Genomic DNA, 17,095 nt, shown 5'->3' on the forward strand with positions numbered 1-17,095 from the left:
TGAACCCCCGCCTCGCACCCGCCCTCGACTCCTTGCCTTCGACTCCCCGCTCTGGAACCCCCGCTCTGGAACCCCCGCCCTGGAACCCCCGCTCTGGAACCCCCGCCCTGGAACCCCCGCCCTGGAACCCCCGACTCCCGCCGGTGAACGGAGACTTCGCGATGAGGGATCAGACGGACGCCCCCTCGGCCTCCCGGGCCGAAGCCGGCCCGGACGTCCCCCCGGCGGCCGCGCGGGGCGGTGCCGGCACCCGGCACGCGCGGCCGCGGCCGCTGGGCGAGCACCGGCTGTGGCCGCGCTCGTTCGCGGACCGGCTGACCACCCCGCTGCCGGGGCTGCGGGCGTTCGCCCGGCTCGCCCGCGAGGGGGCCTTCCGGCCCGGCCCCGAGGGGCTGAGCGGCATCCCGGACCTGCCGTACGCGCCCGCCCCGCTGCCCGCCGTGGCCGCCGGGAGCGTGTCCGTGACCTGGGCGGGGCACGCCAGTTGGATCCTGCGGATCGGTGGGCTGACCGTACTGACCGATCCCGTCTGGTCCCGGCGGATCCTCGGCACCCCGGCCCGGATGACCCCCGTCGGGGTGCGGTGGGAGGAACTGCCGCCGGTCGACGCCGTGGTGATCAGCCACAACCACTACGACCACCTCGACGCCCCCACCCTCAAGCGCCTCCCGCGCGCGACGCCGCTCTTCGTCCCGGCCGGACTCGCGCGCTGGTGCCGCCGCCGGGGGTTCACCCGGGTCACCGAACTCGACTGGTGGGAGTCGGCCGAACTGGGCGGCGTACGGCTCGAGTTCGTGCCGGCACACCACTGGTCGAAGCGGTCGCTGATGGACGCGTGCCGGACCTTGTGGGGCGGCTGGATGCTCAGCGCCGCCGAGGGGCGGGCCGGGCCGGCGAAGAAGGTCTACTTCGCGGGTGACACGGGCTACGGGCACTGGTTCGGCGAGATCGGGCGCCGGCACCCCGGCATCGATCTCGCGCTGCTCCCGATCGGGGCGTACGCCCCGCGGTGGTGGCTGCGGGACGTCCACGCGGACCCGGAGGAGGCCGTGCGGGCCTTCGTGGACCTGGGGGCGCGGCGGATGGCTCCGATGCACTGGGGGACCTTCGTGCTCTCCTCGGAGCCGGTGATGGAGCCCTTGCAGCGGGTGCGTGCCGCTTGGGCCCGTACCGGGCTGCCCCGGGAGCACCTGTGGGACCTCCCGGTCGGGGCGTCGCGGGCCTTCTAGCCGCCGACGGCCGCGACGGCTGAAAGCAGCGGTGCCGCACGGGGGACGGGTTCCAGGACCGGCCGGGTCAGCCGCGGAGCCGGCGCCACAGGGCCGGGGCCGCGCTGATGAGCACGGTGAGGGCCACCGCCAGGGCCACGCCCTTCCAGGGCTCCGCGAAGAGGGAGCCGCCCACGATGCCGATCAGGCCGTAGGTCGCCGCCCAGGCCAGGCAGGCGGGGCCGTCGCCGCGGGCGAACCGGCGCAGGGGGAGCTCCGCGAGGAGGCAGGCCAGCATCACCGGGATGCGGCCGCCGGGCAACAGGCGGGAGACCACCAGGACCAGTACGCCGTGCTCGTCGAGCTTGCGCTGCGCCTGGGCGAGGCGTTCCGGGGTGGCCCGCCGGCGCAGCGCTTCCAGCCAGCGCGATCCGTTCCGCGAGTGCACCCCCCGCCGGCCCAGCCAGTACAGCGCCAGGTCCCCGGTGAAGGCGGCCAGCGAGGACACCCCGAACACCAGCAACAGCCCGAAGGGCAGGGAGTCCTGGTGGAACGCCACCACCGCCGCCGTACTGACCAGCGCGCCCGTCGGAATCACCGGCACCAGCGCGCCCAGCGCCACCAGCACGAAGAGGGTCGGATAGCCGATCGCCTGCTGGGTGGATTCCGGCGGGACCTGCGCGGCCGCCTCCGCGAGCTGGTACAGGGCCCTCACGGCAGCCGCACCCGCTCACCGTGCGCGGGCACCCGGACCGTCACCTTGGGCGCCTCCCGCCGCGCACACCGCACGAACTCCTCGCCCGGCGCGTGGAACTCGTGCGGCCGCACCGCGTCCATCCCGATCGGCCAGTACGTACCCCAGTGCACCGGGACCGCCGCCGCCGGCGCCAGCAGGGCCAGCGCCCGCGCCGCACCCGCCGCGTCCATGTGCCCGGGACCCAGGTAGGGTCCCCAGCCGCCCACCGGCAGCAGGGCCACGTCCACCGGCCCGACCTCGTCGGCCATCGAGTCGAACAGGCCCGTGTCCCCGGCGAAGTAGGTCCGCGACGAGCCCTCGATCACGTACCCGAGCGCGGGAGCGAGCCGCGGTCCGAACGGCAGCCGCCGCCCGTCGTGCCGCGCGCCGACCACCCGGACCCGTACGCCGTCCCGCACGGCCACCGTGTCGCCCGGCACCACCTCCGTGACCGCCAGCTCCCGCACCCCGGCCATCCGCGCCAGCCCCGGCACCGCGCCCGGGGCCCCGCGCGGCACCAGCAGCCGGGTCCCGCGCGCGAGGCGCGCCAGCGAGGGCAGGTGCAGGTGGTCGGCGTGCAGATGCGAGACGAGCACCGCGTCGGCGACCGCCGCCTCCGGCGGGGGCACCGCCCCGCGCCGGCGCCGCAGGTGCGCCAGACGGCGTGTGAAGAGCGGGTCCGTGAGCAGCCGGACACCGGAGTCCTCGACCGTGCACGTGGCGTGGCCCCACCAAGTGATCTCCACCGGCCCCTGATCCCCTCCCTCGTCCCGCTGTCACCGGGTCCCGTCCGAGCCTAAGGGCTGCCCGCCCGAACCGCCCGGAACCGGGAAGACGGCTCAGACGCCCCCTCCTCCCCGGCGGCGGATCGGAGTAGGGTCGGGCGGCATGGATGAGCTGCGCGTGGCCGCGATCGCCAGCCTGGCCCCGCTGGAGGATCTGGACGCGGATCCCTTCGCCGTCGACACCCGGGGCCAGCACGCCATGTGCGCCCGCTGGGCGGCCGACCGGGGCTACGTCGTGACCCGCCAGCTGTTCGTCTACGGGCTGCGCGCCGACCACTGCGGGTTGTGGAGCGACGTCGACGCGGGGCGCGTCGACCTGTTCGTCACCGCGAACCACCGGGTGCTGACCCGTGCGCTGCGCTCCGTGGGGGAGTTCACCGCCGAGTGCGCACGGCGCGGCGTACGGCTGGAAACCGCCGGTTTCGAAGAGCCGCGCTACACCTCCGCGATGAAGGCCGAGGTGCACCGCCGGCTCTCCATGCCGACCGCCGGATACGACGGCACCTAGGCCGTCCCCTTCGGATCGTGCCCGGCCCGCGCCGCCCGGCACCGCACCCCGCCGCCGCCCCGCCGCGCCCCCCGTACGCACATCCGCCGCCCGTGTCACCCGGCCGGTCGGGCGCCGCTGTGCGAGCCTGGACAGCGTGGGGACGGGGGCCCGTCGGCGCGGTGCGGGCCACGGTGGTGAGGTGGGTTCGGCGTGTTGCGAGGCCGGTGGCGGAGTACGGGCGGCGCCCTGGTGCGGGTGGCCGTCGTCTGGGCGGTGTCGACCCTCACCATGCTCGCCCTGGCCGGCATCCTCCCCGACTTCCGGCTCCAGGCGGACGCGGGCGGCGAGCGCGACAGCATCACGCAGATAGGTCTGACGGCCGCCCTCGGCGCCGGGGCGTTCGGTCTGCTGAGCGCGCTGGTGTGGCCGGTTCTCGTACGCGCCCTGCTGCTCGTGCCGGCCCTGGTGCTCGGCCTGCTCGTCTTCTTCCTCAACGGCTCGCTGCTGCTGATCGCGCTCAGCCTGATCCCGGCCGGCCGCGGCGAGGCGGACCCCGAGACGGCCGTGGTGGTCGCGGCCGTGATGTCCGCCGTGGCCTCCGCCACCTCGACCGCCCTCGCCGTCCGGGACGACGAGGCCTACCGGCGCCGGCTCTACCGGCTCGCCGACCGCCGCCGGCGCCGTCAGCGCCGCGAGGGAATGCCCGGGGCCGACGAACGCGCCCCCGCCGTGGTGTTCCTCCAACTCGACGGGGTCGGGTACGAGGTGCTGCGCCGCGCGGCCGGCAGCGGCCTGATGCCGACGGTGGCCGACTGGCTCGACCGCAGCCACCGCATCACCTCCTGGCGCACCGACTGGTCCAGCCAGACCGGCGCCAGCCAGCTCGGCATCCTGCACGGCTCCAACTTCGACGTCCCGGCCTTCCGCTGGTACGAGAAGGACACCGGCGAGGTGGTCGTCTGCAACCGGCCCACCAGCGCCGCCGAGCTCCAGCGACGGGCCGTCGAACGCGCCGGGCACGGGGGCCTGCTCACCCTCGACGGGGCCAGCCGCGGCAACCTCTTCAGCGGCGGCGCCGGCCAACTGGCGCTCGTCCTGTCCGTCTCCGCCCGGCGGAGCCCGCACAACCGCTCCCGCGCGGGCTACTTCGCGTACTTCTCCGACCCGGCCAACGCGGTCCGCACGGCTCTCTCCTTCGTCGCCGAAGTGGCCCGCGAGATCACCCAGTCGGTGCGCGGCCGCCTGCGCGGGGAGCGGCCACGGGTCGCCCGCGGCGGCCTGTACCCGCTGATCCGGGCCTTCGCGACGGTGGTGGAGCGCGACGTCGTGGTCGCCGCGGTGATCGGCGACATGCTGGCGGGGCGCGCCGCGGTCTACGCCGACCTGGTCTCCTACGACGAGGTCGCCCACCACTCGGGCCCGCGCTCCCGGGACACCGAGCAGGTGCTCGCCCGGCTCGACCGCAGCCTCGCGCTCATCGCCCGGGTCGCCGAGCACGCGCCCCGGGAGTACCGGATCGTGCTGCTCTCGGACCACGGCCAGAGCCCGGGGGAGACCTTCCTGGCCCGGTACGGGCTCACCCTGAAGGACCTGGTCCGCGCGGGCTGCGGGCTCCCGGTGTCCCGCAAGGCCGGCCGTACCCACAGTGGCGCCGAGGCACGGGCCGCCGTACTGGCCGCACTCCACCGGCCGGTGGAGGAGACCGACGAGGAGGTGCGTCCCGGCGCGGGTCCGGGCCCGGTGGTCCTGGCCTCGGGCAACCTCGGGCTGATCTCCTTCCCCGACCTGCCCGGCCGGGCGTCCAGGGAGCGGATCGAGCGCGCGCACCCGGCGCTGCTCCCCACCCTGGCGAACCACCCCGGGGTCGGGTTCCTGCTCGTCGACGGGACCGTCCTGGCCGCGAACGGGGCCGAAGCCCGGCTGGACGAGCCGGGCGCGGCGGAGGAACTGCTGGCCGCCTACGGCCCGGGCGCGGCGCAGGCGGTCCGGCGGACCGACACCTTCCCGCACGTGGCCGACGTGATGGTGAACTCGGCCTACGACCCTCAGACGGGATCGGTGCACGCCTTCGAGGAGCAGATCGGCTCGCACGGCGGGCTGGGCGGTGAGCAGGGCCACCCGTTCCTGATGTGGCCGGTGGAGCTCTCCGAGCCGGTGTACCGGCCGGACGGGGAACTGGTGGGCGCCGAGGCGGTCCACGAGGTCCTGCGCCGCTGGCTCACCGAGGCGGACGGACCGCAGGTCCCGGTCCCCCCGGAGGTCTCCGTCGCCCCGGGCACGGACCCGGCGCCCGCGGCCTAGGCGCCGACGGCCTGGCACCGACGGTGCAGGCACCGGCGGTCCGGGCGCGCCCGCGGACCGCCCCCCTCCGGAGGCATCGCGCGGCCGCCCGCCCGGGGCGTACTTTGGAAGCAGAGTCCACCAGGGGGGCTCCGAGGGGTCGCCATGTCAGCGATCAGCAACAGCATCGACATAGACCGCAGTCCCGAGGACGTCTTCACCTACGTGACGGACCCCACGCACCTGCCGGAGTGGCAGGACAGCGCCGTCTCGGCCGTGCCGATGGGGGACCTCCCCGTCCACGTCGGCTCGAAGATCCTCATCACCCGGCAGATCGGCAAGCGGCGGATCCCCACGACCATGCAGGTCATGGAGCTCGACCCGCCCAGGAGCTGGCACTTCCACGGCGTCGACGGGCCGGTACGGCCGGACGTGCGGGGCCGCATCGAACCGCTCGACGGCGGGACCCGCTCGCGGGTGACCCTCGCCGTCGACTTCGAGAGCCACGGCATGGGCAGGGCGCTCGTACCGCTCGCGGTCAAGCCCATGGTCCGCAAGGAGATGCCCCGGAGCGAGGAGAAGCTGAAGCACCTGCTGGAGCACTCCGCCGCCTGAGCCCGGGAAGGGTTCCGCAAGGGCACCGGGGGAAAAACCGGGTGCTCGGGGACACGCGGTGCACCCACACTGGGCGCACCGCGTACCCGGACCCCGGACTTTAAGGACATCCCCACCCGTGCAGGCCGCCGTCACCGTCACCCCCGCCCAGCTCCCCGAACTGCTCCTCGGGCTCGCCACCGTGCGGCCCGTGTTCCTCTGGGGCGCCCCCGGCATCGGCAAGTCCTCGCTCGTGCGGAAGTTCGCCGACTCGCTGGGGCTGGAGTGCGTCAGCCTGCTCGGTACGCAGCTCGCGCCCGAGGACCTGATCGGCGTACCGCAGATCCGTGACGGGCGTTCCGTGTTCTGCCCGCCCGAGGCCATCGCCCGCGAGGAGCCGTACTGTCTGTTCCTCGACGAGCTCAACGCCGCGGGCCCGGACGTGCAGAAGGCCTTCTACTCGCTGATCCTCGACCGGCGGATCGGCTCCTACGAGCTGCCCGCGGGCTCCATCGTCATCGGCGCGGGCAACCGGGCCACCGACAACGCCCTGGCTCGCCCCATCGCCTCCGCGCTCGTCAACCGGCTCACCCACGTCCACCTCCGGGCCTCCGCCGGGGACTGGCTGGTCTGGGCCGGGGAGCACGACATCCACCCGTGGGTCACGGACTACCTCACCGACCGGCCCGACCACCTGTGGTCGCAGCCCCCCAAGACGGAGGAGCCGTTCTCCACGCCCCGGTCCTGGCACATGCTCTCCGACGCCCTGCACTCCTTCGGGCGGGACCTCGACGAGCAGACGCTCGGCGTGCTCGCGCACGGCACCCTCACCCCCGCGCACGCGGTCTCCTTCCGCGGCTACGCCAAGATCGTCCGCCACACCTTCGGCATCGACGCGGTCATCAAGGGCGACGCCTCCTGGCCCGCCCGGGTGGAGGACCGCGATCTGCTCTACTACCTCGCCGAGGCCTTCCGGGGCCGCCTGGTCAAGGAGCTCCCGGCCCGCAAGGAACACGTCTCGCCCGGCGTCCGGCAGACCGCCTACCGCGCGAAGTCCCTGCTCGTCCAGCTTGCCGAGATCTCCGTCGAGGTGGCCCAGACCGTCATCGCCGACGACGCGGACGGCCATCCCGTGCTGCCCGCCTGGTTCCTGATCGAAGCCGCCCGCGACCTGCCCCGGCTGGTCGAGGCCCGCCGGTGACCCGCAAGGCCAAGCAGCCCAAGCCCGATCCGGCCGCGCTCGCCTACGAGGCCGGGCGCGCCGCCGTCCGGCAGAACCCCGCCCTGAACGCGGTCTCCGCCACCCACTGCCGCAGCAGCCAGTGCACGGCCTGCAACACCGCCGGGCTCGCCGTGGTCACCTCCAACGGGGTGATCCACGCCCACCCCACCCGCCGCGCCGAGCCCGCCGAGTGGGCCTGGGCCCTGGCGCACTGCCTGCTCCACCTCGGCTTCGGACACGTGCCCGCCGCCAAGGAGGACGACCGGCCGCAGCCCGACCGCGCCGAGCTCGCCGCCCGCTGCGTGGTCGTCAACCGCTTCCTGCTGACCTTCCCCGTGGGCCGCGCCCCCGACCGGCTGCCCGAGCAGTACCCGGGCGGCGACGAGGAGCAGCTCGCCGGCGCCTGGCGCCGGGACGGCGTCCCGGCGCGCTACGCGGACTGCGGCACGAGCGCCCCCGGCGCCCCCGACCAGATCCTGGAGTCCTGGCGGCACTGGAGCTCCGTCCCGGACTGGCAGACCGGCTTCGCGCACGCCCTCACCCGGTCCGTGTCCGCCACCATGGACCTCGCCGCCGGCCGCGAGGGCCACCGCCCGCAGCCGTGGGAGCGGGCCCTGAACTGGTTCGTCTCCTCCTACCCGCTGCTCGGCGGCCTCGCGGCGGGCCTGCGGCTCGTCGCCGACGCCGAGCTGGCCCGGGCCCAGGGCATCGACATCGCCGCCGTCAGCGCGAGCGCCGGGGAGATCTACGTCAACCCGCTGCGCGGCTTCACCGACGGGGAGTGGCGGTTCATCCTGGCCCACGAGATGCTGCACGCCGCCCTGCGCCACGGGGAGCGCCGCGGCGCCCGCGACCCGTACCTGCACAACGTGGCCGCCGACTACGTGGTCAACGGCTGGCTCGTGGAGATGGACGTCGGGGAGATGCCCGAGGGGCTGCTGTACGACGCGGAGCTGCGGGACCTCTCCGTGGAGGAGGTCTACGACCGGATCACCGGCGACCTGCGCCGGATGCGCCGGCTCGCCACCCTGCGCGGCAAGGGCCGCGGGGACATCCTGGGCGAGCCGCTGCCGCATCCGGGAAGCGGCCCGTACACGGACCTGGACGAGTTCTACCGGCGCGGCCTGGTCCAGGGCTTCGACCTGCACGGGTACGGGGAGCGCGGGCTGCTGCCCGCCGGGCTGGTGCAGGAGATCCGGGCGCTGGCCCACCCGCCGGTGCCCTGGGACGCGCGCCTGGCACGCTGGTTCGACGAGTACGTGCCCCGTCCGGAGCCGGTACGCGGCTTCGCGCGCCCGGCCCGCCGCCAGGCCTCCACCCCGGACATCCCGCGCCCGGGCCGGTACTTCCCGCACGAGGAGACCGCCCGCTGCACCTTCGGCGTGGTCCTCGACACCTCGGGATCGATGGACACCGCCCTGCTCGGCAAGGCGCTCGGCGCCATCGCCTCGTACGCGGAAGCCCGCGACGTGCCGGCCGCCCGCGTCGTGTTCTGCGACGCGGCGCCGTACGACGCGGGCTATCTGCCCCCGAGCGAGATCGCGGGCCGGGTGAAGGTGCGCGGCCGGGGCGGAACCGTGCTGCAGCCGGGCATCGACCTGCTGCTGCGGGCGGAGGACTTCCCGCCCGGGGCGCCGGTCCTGGTGATCACGGACGGCTGGACCGACACCCTGCGGATCCGGCGCGAGCACGCCTTCCTGGTTCCGCAGGGCGCCTCCCTGCCGTTCACGCCCCGCGGGCCGGTCTTCCGACTGGCCTGAGGGGCGCGGGGCCCGACTTTTAGTCGAGGTAGTCGCGCAGCACCTGCGAGCGCGACGGGTGACGCAGCTTCGACATGGTCTTCGACTCGATCTGGCGGATGCGCTCACGGGTGACCCCGTAGACGCGGCCGATCTCGTCGAGGGTCTTCGGCTGGCCGTCGTTGAGGCCGTAGCGCATGGACACCACGCCCGCCTCGCGCTCCGAGAGCGTGCCCAGGATGGACTGGAGCTGCTCCTGGAGGAAGGTGAAGGAGACCGCGTCGGCCGGTACGACCGCCTCGGAGTCCTCGATGAGGTCACCGAACTCGCTGTCGCCCTCCTCACCCAGCGGGGTGTGCAGGGAGATCGGCTCGCGGCCGTACTTCTGGACCTCGATGACCTTCTCGGGGGTCATGTCGAGTTCCTTGCCCAGCTCCTCCGGAGTGGGCTCCCGGCCGAGGTCCTGGAGCATCTGGCGCTGGACGCGGGCCAGCTTGTTGATGATCTCGACCATGTGGACGGGGATGCGGATGGTGCGCGACTGGTCGGCCATGGCACGCGTGATCGCCTGCCGGATCCACCAGGTCGCGTACGTGGAGAACTTGAAGCCCTTGGTGTAGTCGAACTTCTCCACGGCGCGGATCAGACCGACGTTGCCCTCCTGGATCAGGTCCAGGAAGAGCATGCCGCGGCCGGTGTAGCGCTTGGCGAGGGAGACCACGAGGCGGAGGTTGGCCTCCAGCAGGTGGTTCTTCGCGCGGCGGCCGTCCTCGACGAGGATCTCCAGCTCGCGCTTGAACGCGGGCTTGTGGTCCTCCTCCTCTTCGAGCTTGTACTCGGAGAAGAGTCCGGCCTCGATGCGCTTGGCGAGCTCGACTTCCTGCTCGGCGTTGAGCAGCGGCACCTTGCCGATGAGCTTGAGGTAGTCCTTGACGGGGTCGGCGGTGGCACCGGCGACCATGACGGTCTGGGCCGGGGCGTCGTCCTCGTCGTCGTCGGACAGGACGAAGCCGGCGCTGCCGCCCGTCTTGGGCGTCTCCTTCTCGTCGCCCTCGTCCAGGTCCTCGGCCGCCCAGTCCTCGCCCAGGGCCACGGGGGCGTCGCCCTCGTCGCCGTCCTTGGCGGTCTTCTTCGTGGCGGCCGTCTTCTTCACGGCGGTCTTCTTCACGGCGGTCTTCTTGACCGCACGCTTCTTCGGCGCGGCGGCGGCCTCGGCCGCCACCTCCTCCTCGGTGCCGGAGGCCGACGGGTCGGATATCGCCGCGGCGGTGGCGGGGGCGGCCGTCTTGCGCGCACCGATGAGGCGCGGCGGGGCGGCGGCCTTCTTGGCGACGGTGCGCGCCGGGGCGGCGGCCGCCTTGCGCGCCTTCTTGGCGGGAGCCTTCGTGGCGGGGGCGGCGCTCACGTGCAGCGCGACGCCCTCCTCGTCCAGGACCTGGTTCAGGCTGCGCAGGACCCGCTTCCACTGGTCCACCGGGATGCGGCCGGCCTCGAAGGCCTGGCGCACGTCATCACCGTTGATGTGACCCTGCTCGCGGCCACGCTCGACAAGCGCGACCAGGGCCTCGGATTCGGCGATCTCCGTGGGGAACGTACGGGACGGGCTGAGCGACACAAGGAGCCTCTCGTTGCGAACAGATAAGGGGTGGCGGGACATCATCGCGCGAACTCGGGAAACAGACCCGACGGGGGTCTGTATTCCGGGCCGCACGAGGACACCTGTCGGTTCATCGCATGCCCGAGTAGATTCGTTACGCGCTGAATTGAGTGACCTGCGCCACGCTGTGACCGGGGAACCGGTCGCGGGTGGTCGCGTCCGCCCGTTTTGTCAGCCCGTTTTGCGGGCCTCGATGAGAAAACGGGCGGTGTGTGCGACGAACGGGCCTTCGTGCTCGATCTGTTCGTACAGCTCGCGCAACCGGTCCCGATGCTGCCCGACCGTGAAGCCCGGCACCATCCAGATCACCTTCCGTAGAAAGTAGATCACGGCTCCGATGTCGTGGAACTCCGTCCGCAGCCGCTCGGAGCGCAGATCGACCACCTCCAGCCCCGCCTTCGTGGCCTCGGCGACCGCGTCGTCGGGGTGCCGGGCCCGCCGGACCTCCTCCGGCTGCGGGCCCAGGAAGTACTCCACGAGTTCGAAAACACTTGCCGGACCGACCTGCTGGGAGAGGTACGTGCCACCGGGCTTCAGCACCCGCGCGATCTCCTCCCACCAGATCGTGACCGGATGCCGGCTGGCGACGAAATCGAAGGACGCGTCGCCGAACGGCAGCGGCGGCTCGTCGGAGTCCGCGACCACCACCGCGCCGAGCGGGTGCAGCAGCCTTGTCGCCTTGTCGATGTTCGGCGGCCACGATTCGGTGGCCACCGTCAGCCGGGGCAGCGGCCCGGCTCCGGCGAGCACTTCCCCGCCGCCGGTCTGGATGTCCAGGGCGGAGCCGACCCGGGCCAGGTGGTTCGCCAGGAGCCGCTGGTAGCCCCACGAGGGACGCTGCTCGGTGGCGCGGCCGTCGAGCCAGGAGAAGTCCCAGCCGTCCACGGAGACGGATTCCGCTTCCGCGACGAGATGGTCGAAAGTGCGCGTCATGTCTCGATCGTCCCAGGTCCGGCGCCGGTCATCCACCGGATTGCCGGGCCGGGGCCCGCCCCGGACCCGTCGGACCCGCCGGGAGGGGTCGCCTACACTGGGCGGCGGGCCGTGACTGGCGTTCGGGTGGATCACCACCGGGGAGCGGCCCGGCGTACTCCCGTATCCGTACGTCGACTGCCGCGCGCCTGGGCGAACCGCGATCCCGCAGCGACGCCCAGGAGACCCCATGACGACCGCCCAGACCGTTCAGCAGGCACAGACCGTTCAGCAGGCCCAGGCCGTTGAGCCGACACAGACCGCCACGCTGATGGACGGCACCGCCCTCGCCCGCCGCATCTCGGAGCAGACCGCCGAGTACGCCGCGAAGATCACCGAGCGCACGGGCACCGCGCCCTGTCTGGCGACCGTGCTCGTCGGCGAGGACCCCGCGTCCGTCACCTACGTCCGCATGAAGCAGAACCGCTGCGCCAAGGCCGGGATCACCTCCCGCCACGTGGAGCTGCCGGCCGAGACCACCACCGAGGAGCTCGTCGCCACCCTGACCGCGCTCTCCGAGGACCCGGAGATCAGCGGCATCCTGCTCCAGCACCCCGTCCCGCACCACATCGACGAGCGCGCCGCCTTCGAGGCCATCGCCCCGGGCAAGGACGTCGACGGGGTCACCATGCACTCCTTCGCCGCCATGGGCTTCGGACTGCCCGGCTTCGTCTCCTGCACCCCCGGCGGCATCATGCGGCTGCTGGAGGCCTACGACGTGGACCTGACCGGCAAGCACGCCGTGGTCGTCGGCCGCAGCGCGATCCTGGGCAAGCCCGCCGGGATGCTGCTGCTGGAGCAGAACGCCACCGTCACCTACTGCCACTCCCGCACCGTGGACCTGCCGTCCCTCGTGCGCCAGGCGGACGTGCTGGTCGCCGCCGTCGGCAAGGCCGAGTTCATCCGCGGCGAGGACATCAAGCCGGGCGCCGTGGTCCTGGACGCCGGCTACAACGAGGGCAACGTCGGCGACGTCCACTTCGAGTCGGCCGCCGCCCGCGCCTCGCTGATCACCCCGGTACCGGGCGGCGTCGGCCCGATGACCATCGCGGTGCTGCTGGAGCAGACCGTCCAGGCCGCGGCCGCGCAGGCCGGTCTGGCCCTCGCGGACCTCTGACCCGCGCCGGCGCCGATCCGGTACGACGAACGCCCCGGGCCCTTCGGTCCGGGGCGTTCCGCTTCCCCCGGTAACGGGCCGGAAGGACGATCCGTCGCCGGGGCGGGAGGGCTCCACTGAGTATGTGAAGCCTTCGATGGACATGCAGAAGCCCCCGGCGTCGGGCGCAGCACCGATCGCGGCGGCGGTGGGCGGGAAGCGCCACCCGCGCGGGCTCGCCACCCTCGTCCTCGCCGAGCTGTGGGAGCGCTTCAGCCTCTACGGCATGGTCGCCATCCTCGTGCACTTCCTCGCCGCCTCCCGCGGCCACGGGGGCATGGGGCTCCACGAGGGCACCGCGGAGGCCGTGGAAGGCGTCTACATGGCCATGATCTCGCTGCTGGCGCTGCCCGGCGGCTGGATCGCCGACCGGTTCCTCGGCGCCCGCCGGGCCGTCCTGTGGGGCGGGGTGGTCATCATGGCCGGCCACGTCCTGATGGCCGTCCCGAACCCGGTCTTCGTCTGGCCCGGCCTGGTCCTCATCGTCATCGGCACCGGCCTGCTCAAGCCGAACATCTCCGCACTGGTCGGGCGGCTGTACGCCGCCGACGACGACCAGCGGCGCGACGCCGGCTACTCGATCTTCTACATGGGCATCAACCTCGGCGCCGTCATCGCCCCGCTCGTCGTCGGCTACCTCGGCGAGGAGGTCAACTGGCACCTCGGCTTCGGCGCCGCCGCCGTCGGCATGGCCCTCGGCCTGGTCCAGTACGTCCTCGGCGGCCGCCGCCTGTCGGAGCAGCTCCGCGCCGAGCCCGTGGTCCGGCTCACCCCCGCCGAGCGGGCCAAGCTGCGCAGGTCCTCCTCGTACGGCCTGGTCTTCACCGCCGTACTGGTCACCCTGCTGGCCGCCTCGCACGCGCTGAGCATCGACAACGTCACCTTCGTCCTCACGGTCGTCGCCGTGGTCGTTCCGGCCGGCGTGCTGCTCTCGATGTACCGCAGCCCCAAGATCGACCGGGTCGAGAAGACCCGTCTGCGGGCCTACGTCTGGCTCTTCCTGGCCGCCACGCTGTTCTGGCTGGTCTACGACCAGATGGGCAACGAGCTGAACCTCTTCGCCGCCCAGAAGACCGACCTGTCCCTGCTCGGGTGGCACATCCCGGCGAGCTGGACGCAGTCGCTGCCCTCGCTGTTCGTGATCATCCTGGCCCCCGTCTTCGCCGCCTTCTGGGTGCGCCGGGGCAAGCACATGAGCACCCCGTTCAAGTTCGGCATGGCCCTGCTGCTGACCGGCGCCTCCTTCGTGGTCATGTCGGGCGCGGCGGCCATCGCCTCCAGCGGGGTGAAGGTCTCGCTGATGTGGCTGGTGGGCGTGTACGTGATCCAGGTGATGGGCGAGATGTGCCTGAGCCCGGTCGGCCTCTCGGTCACCACGAAGCTCGCCCCGCGGGCCTTCACCAACCAGATGATGGGTGTGTGGTTCCTCGCCGCCGCCACCGGAGACGCGATCGGCGCGCAGCTTCCGCGGCTCGACGCGGTCATCGGCCAGAGCCGGAACTTCCTGTGGCAGGGCGCCCTGGTGATCGCGGCCGGCGCGGTGATGGTCTTCTTCACCAAGCGGCTCAAGGTCCTGACGGGCGAGGCGGCCGCCGCTCGCGAAGCGGGGCCGGCCACGGCCTGACCGGGGGGCGGCCCGGCCTCAGTGCGGGGCCGCGGCCCGGCGGCGGGCCTCCGCCACGATGGGCGAGGCGTGGAACTCCCGGGCCAGCTCCGTCAGCGGCTGGGCGCCCAGGAGCCAGGGCTCGGCGGGATCGGACCCCGGGCCGGGTTCCACCCGGTCGGCGGCGGCCCGGCGCTGGCACGCGGCCGCGAGTACGGCCGCGTCCGCCACCAGCGCGGCGCCCCGCTCGCACCGGCCCTGGGCGCGCGCGGCCTCGTAGGCCTCGCTCCGGACGGCGGGGTCGAACCAGGGGGCGAGCGCCAGCAGCCCGTCGTCGATCACCGATTCGCGGTGGATCAGCCGGATGCCGACCGGGGACCACCAGGTCAGCGGCACCGTCATCACGCTGGAGGCGGCGAATCCGTGCAGGGCCTTCCACAGCGGACGCAGCCGGCGGTACTGGCTGAACTCCTGCCAGGCCGCCGATTCGCCGACCAGGGGCACGATGAACCCGATCCCGACCAGCAGGGCCGCCGCGGAGGCGAGGGGCGGCGCGAGGTACGTGGACAGCCCGTCCCAGTCGCGGCCGGACCAGCGGGCTCCGACCGCGGCCCACTTCGCGACGAGATAGCCCACGTCCATCACCATGCCGAGCATCAGCAGCGCCAACCCGGTGCGCAGCGCCCGCAGGGCCGGGTCCACGCGCCGCAGCCACTTCCAGCACAACAGGCTCAGCGCCGTGCTGCCCACGGCGTGGGCGGTCAGGTAGAGCGCGATCATCTCGCGGATCCACGGGGTGGTGGCGTAGTACGTGTCCAGGTCCCGCAGCCGCTCCACCGGCGCGTCCCCCTTCACGAACAGGAAGACGATCGTGACCACGACGGCGCCGTACGCGACCACCGTGATCCGGGTGGCCCGCAGGACGCCCGGGGTCGGGCCGCCGCCCCAGTGCAGGATCAGCACGATGCACGACGCCGAGAACGCGGTCAGCACGCTGTAGACCAGGGGCGCGGAGAAGTTGACGACGCCGGTCAGGCGGTTGACCGCGGCGATCGTCGGCGGACCGGACAGGAACATGGCGAGGGAACCGACGACCAGCAGCGTGCACACGGCGCGCATCAGCGGCTGGTCCCAGCCGCGGCGCAGCGTCGGAGCCTTGATGACCAGGGCCAGGACGATCACGAACCCCGGAACGTAGAGGATGAGCCCGTCCGTCACCGGACGCCTAGCGGGCTTCGACGGGGTCGGCCCCTTGGTCGAGTCCCGCGACGGTCCGCTCGGCGGCGGTCAGCGGCGGGGCCTTGAGCGCACCCCGGTCCGAGGCGCGCAGCACCTGCCAGACCACCAACGGCTTGACCCAGTGGGTGGGCGGGCTGCTCATGGTGATGACCTCCAGGAAGGCGGAGGTCAGCTCCTCCCGGGTGGTGGCCCCGGTCATCAGCCGGGAGACGTAGGAGTTGAGCAGGCCGGAGCCGGCGCGCGGCTTCATACCGGTGGCGCCCGGGTACAGGATGTCCTGCGAGGTGGCGAGCTCCCAGGCGGTGGCCACCTGCGGGGCGAGGGCGCGCTGCGCCTCCATGCCGATGCCGGGGTGGGCCGGTCCCTTGGAGCGCAGCAGGGCGCGGACGGCGAGCAGGCCCTGGGCCGCGACGGTCATGCCCTGGCCGTAGAGCGGGTTGAAGGTGGCGACCGAGTCGCCGACCGCGAAGAAGCCGTCCGGCAGCTCGGCCTTCTCGAAGAAGACCCGGCGGTTGGTGGTGCCCTGGGTGACGGCGACGTCGGACAGCGGTTTCTTGCCCTCCAGGAGCTCGCCGACGATCGGGTCGCGGATGCCCTTGGCGAACGGGATGAACTCGTCGGGGTCGCCGGTGGGCTGGCCGCCCCGGGTCCCGGAGAGGGTGGCCTGCCACTGCCCGTTCTCGATGGGGACGATCGTCGCGGTCTGGCCGGGGACCGCGACCCGGGGGTCGGACTGGACGTTCACGATGGGGAAGCCCATCTCGTGGGCTCCGGCGGGGGCTTCGAAGATCCTGGTCGCGTAGACCAGGCCCGAGTCGACCTCCGCCTGCCGGATGCCGTCCACGCCGAGCGCCTGCAGCCAGACGCGGGCCCGGGAGCCGCGGCCGCTCGCGTCGACCACGAGGTCGGCGGGGACCAGCCGGTCCTCTTCCTCCGGGGTGTCGACACGGACGCCGGTGATCCGCGCGGCGGTCCCCTCCAGGGAGCGGACCCGGCTGCGCTGGAGGGTGGTGACCCCTTCCAGGGCGATCACCCGGGCGCGGACCACCGAGTCGAGGAGGTCGCGGCTGCAGGAGATGTTGAACTGCTTCTCCCCGCACCGGGGGATCCAGCCCTGGGCGGTCTTGGTGACCAGGTCGGTGGGCAGGCTGCGGCGGATCGCGCCCGCTTCCGTCCAGTCCTCCATGATGCCCGGCAGGATGTCCTCGATGGCGCGGGCGCCACCCGACCACATGACGTGGACGTGGCGGGCCTGCGGCAGTCCGCGCCGGGGCTCGGGGAGCTCGGGCAGGGTGTCGGCGTCGATGATGGTGACCGCCGCGTGCTCGGCGAGGACGGCGGCCGCCAGGAGGCCGGCCATGCTGCCCCCGATGACGACGGCGTGGCGGGGCGGAGAAGACTGGGTCATCGTGTG

At 73.3% G+C, this 17,095-nt stretch carries 14 protein-coding genes and 1 riboswitch; of the genes, 8 read left to right on the forward strand and 6 right to left on the reverse strand.

Annotated features, from left to right (window positions below; genetic code table 11):
* Positions 1 to 161: 161 nt before the first annotated feature.
* Positions 162 to 1,229, forward strand: a complete 1,068-nt coding sequence (locus AC6CKD_RS34930; RefSeq protein ID WP_498332994.1) for an MBL fold metallo-hydrolase — start codon at positions 162 to 164, stop codon at positions 1,227 to 1,229.
* Between the two features lie 67 nt (positions 1,230 to 1,296).
* Here AC6CKD_RS34930 and AC6CKD_RS34935 read toward each other — a convergent pair whose 3' ends face one another.
* Entirely contained in the window at positions 1,297 to 1,923 is a 627-nt protein-coding gene (locus AC6CKD_RS34935) for a DedA family protein (protein ID WP_498332995.1), read from the reverse strand.
* Positions 1,920 to 2,690 (reverse strand): MBL fold metallo-hydrolase, encoded by a 771-nt coding sequence (locus AC6CKD_RS34940; protein ID WP_498332997.1) that lies wholly within the window; start codon positions 2,688 to 2,690, stop codon positions 1,920 to 1,922. Before AC6CKD_RS34940 ends, AC6CKD_RS34935 begins: the two co-directional genes overlap by 4 nt.
* 142 nt (positions 2,691 to 2,832) lie before the next feature.
* On the opposite strand from AC6CKD_RS34940, the gene AC6CKD_RS34945 reads away from it, so the two are divergent.
* The 5 genes from AC6CKD_RS34945 to AC6CKD_RS34965 all read left to right on the forward strand — a co-directional run bounded on the left by AC6CKD_RS34945 (position 2,833) and on the right by AC6CKD_RS34965 (position 9,075).
* On the forward strand, positions 2,833 to 3,237 hold the full coding sequence (locus tag AC6CKD_RS34945; protein WP_498332999.1) for a hypothetical protein: 405 nt from the start codon (positions 2,833 to 2,835) through the stop codon (positions 3,235 to 3,237).
* Positions 3,238 to 3,429: 192 nt separating this feature from the next.
* Positions 3,430 to 5,520: a phage holin family protein gene (locus AC6CKD_RS34950; RefSeq protein ID WP_498333001.1), complete on the forward strand. Its 2,091-nt coding sequence runs from the start codon at positions 3,430 to 3,432 to the stop codon at positions 5,518 to 5,520.
* 144 nt (positions 5,521 to 5,664) lie between these two features.
* Complete coding sequence (locus AC6CKD_RS34955) at positions 5,665 to 6,114, forward strand: SRPBCC family protein (RefSeq protein WP_498333002.1); 450 nt, start codon at positions 5,665 to 5,667, stop codon at positions 6,112 to 6,114.
* Positions 6,115 to 6,232: 118 nt separating this feature from the next.
* Positions 6,233 to 7,294 carry an ATP-binding protein gene (locus AC6CKD_RS34960; RefSeq protein ID WP_498333004.1) on the forward strand — a complete coding sequence of 354 codons (1,062 nt, stop codon included), beginning with the start codon at positions 6,233 to 6,235 and terminating at the stop codon, positions 7,292 to 7,294.
* Entirely contained in the window at positions 7,291 to 9,075 is a 1,785-nt protein-coding gene (locus AC6CKD_RS34965; protein WP_498333006.1) for a vWA domain-containing protein, read from the forward strand. The genes AC6CKD_RS34960 and AC6CKD_RS34965 overlap by 4 nt, the downstream gene beginning before the upstream one ends.
* Before the next feature lie 19 nt (positions 9,076 to 9,094).
* On the opposite strand, the gene AC6CKD_RS34970 is transcribed toward AC6CKD_RS34965, so the two are convergent.
* Both AC6CKD_RS34970 and AC6CKD_RS34975 read right to left on the reverse strand, forming a co-directional pair.
* On the reverse strand, positions 9,095 to 10,669 hold the full coding sequence (locus AC6CKD_RS34970; RefSeq protein WP_498333008.1) for an RNA polymerase sigma factor: 1,575 nt from the start codon (positions 10,667 to 10,669) through the stop codon (positions 9,095 to 9,097).
* Between the two features lie 213 nt (positions 10,670 to 10,882).
* A complete protein-coding gene (locus tag AC6CKD_RS34975; RefSeq protein WP_498333009.1) occupies positions 10,883 to 11,644 on the reverse strand; it encodes a class I SAM-dependent methyltransferase in 762 nt (253 codons plus the stop codon).
* 101 nt (positions 11,645 to 11,745) lie between these two features.
* Positions 11,746 to 11,845, forward strand: a riboswitch (ZMP/ZTP riboswitch).
* 109 nt (positions 11,846 to 11,954) lie between these two features.
* On the opposite strand from AC6CKD_RS34975, the gene AC6CKD_RS34980 reads away from it, so the two are divergent.
* Positions 11,955 to 12,800 (forward strand): bifunctional 5,10-methylenetetrahydrofolate dehydrogenase/5,10-methenyltetrahydrofolate cyclohydrolase, encoded by an 846-nt coding sequence (locus tag AC6CKD_RS34980; RefSeq protein ID WP_498333072.1) that lies wholly within the window; start codon positions 11,955 to 11,957, stop codon positions 12,798 to 12,800.
* A gap of 136 nt (positions 12,801 to 12,936) precedes the next feature.
* Positions 12,937 to 14,463 carry a peptide MFS transporter gene (locus AC6CKD_RS34985; RefSeq protein ID WP_498333011.1) on the forward strand — a complete coding sequence of 509 codons (1,527 nt, stop codon included), beginning with the start codon at positions 12,937 to 12,939 and terminating at the stop codon, positions 14,461 to 14,463.
* An 18-nt stretch (positions 14,464 to 14,481) separates the two neighbouring features.
* Here the strand turns inward: AC6CKD_RS34985 and AC6CKD_RS34990 are convergent, their stop codons facing one another.
* Together AC6CKD_RS34990 and AC6CKD_RS34995 are read right to left on the reverse strand one after the other, a co-directional pair.
* The gene (locus AC6CKD_RS34990; RefSeq protein WP_498333013.1) at positions 14,482 to 15,660 is read right to left on the reverse strand and encodes an MAB_1171c family putative transporter; all 1,179 of its coding nucleotides are present in this window, start codon (positions 15,658 to 15,660) and stop codon (positions 14,482 to 14,484) included.
* Positions 15,661 to 15,667: 7 nt separating this feature from the next.
* Positions 15,668 to 17,089: an NAD(P)/FAD-dependent oxidoreductase gene (locus AC6CKD_RS34995; RefSeq protein ID WP_498333014.1), complete on the reverse strand. Its 1,422-nt coding sequence runs from the start codon at positions 17,087 to 17,089 to the stop codon at positions 15,668 to 15,670.
* Positions 17,090 to 17,095 lie beyond the last annotated feature (6 nt).

The sequence above is a fragment of the Streptomyces sp. GQ60 genome (assembly GCF_059758875.1).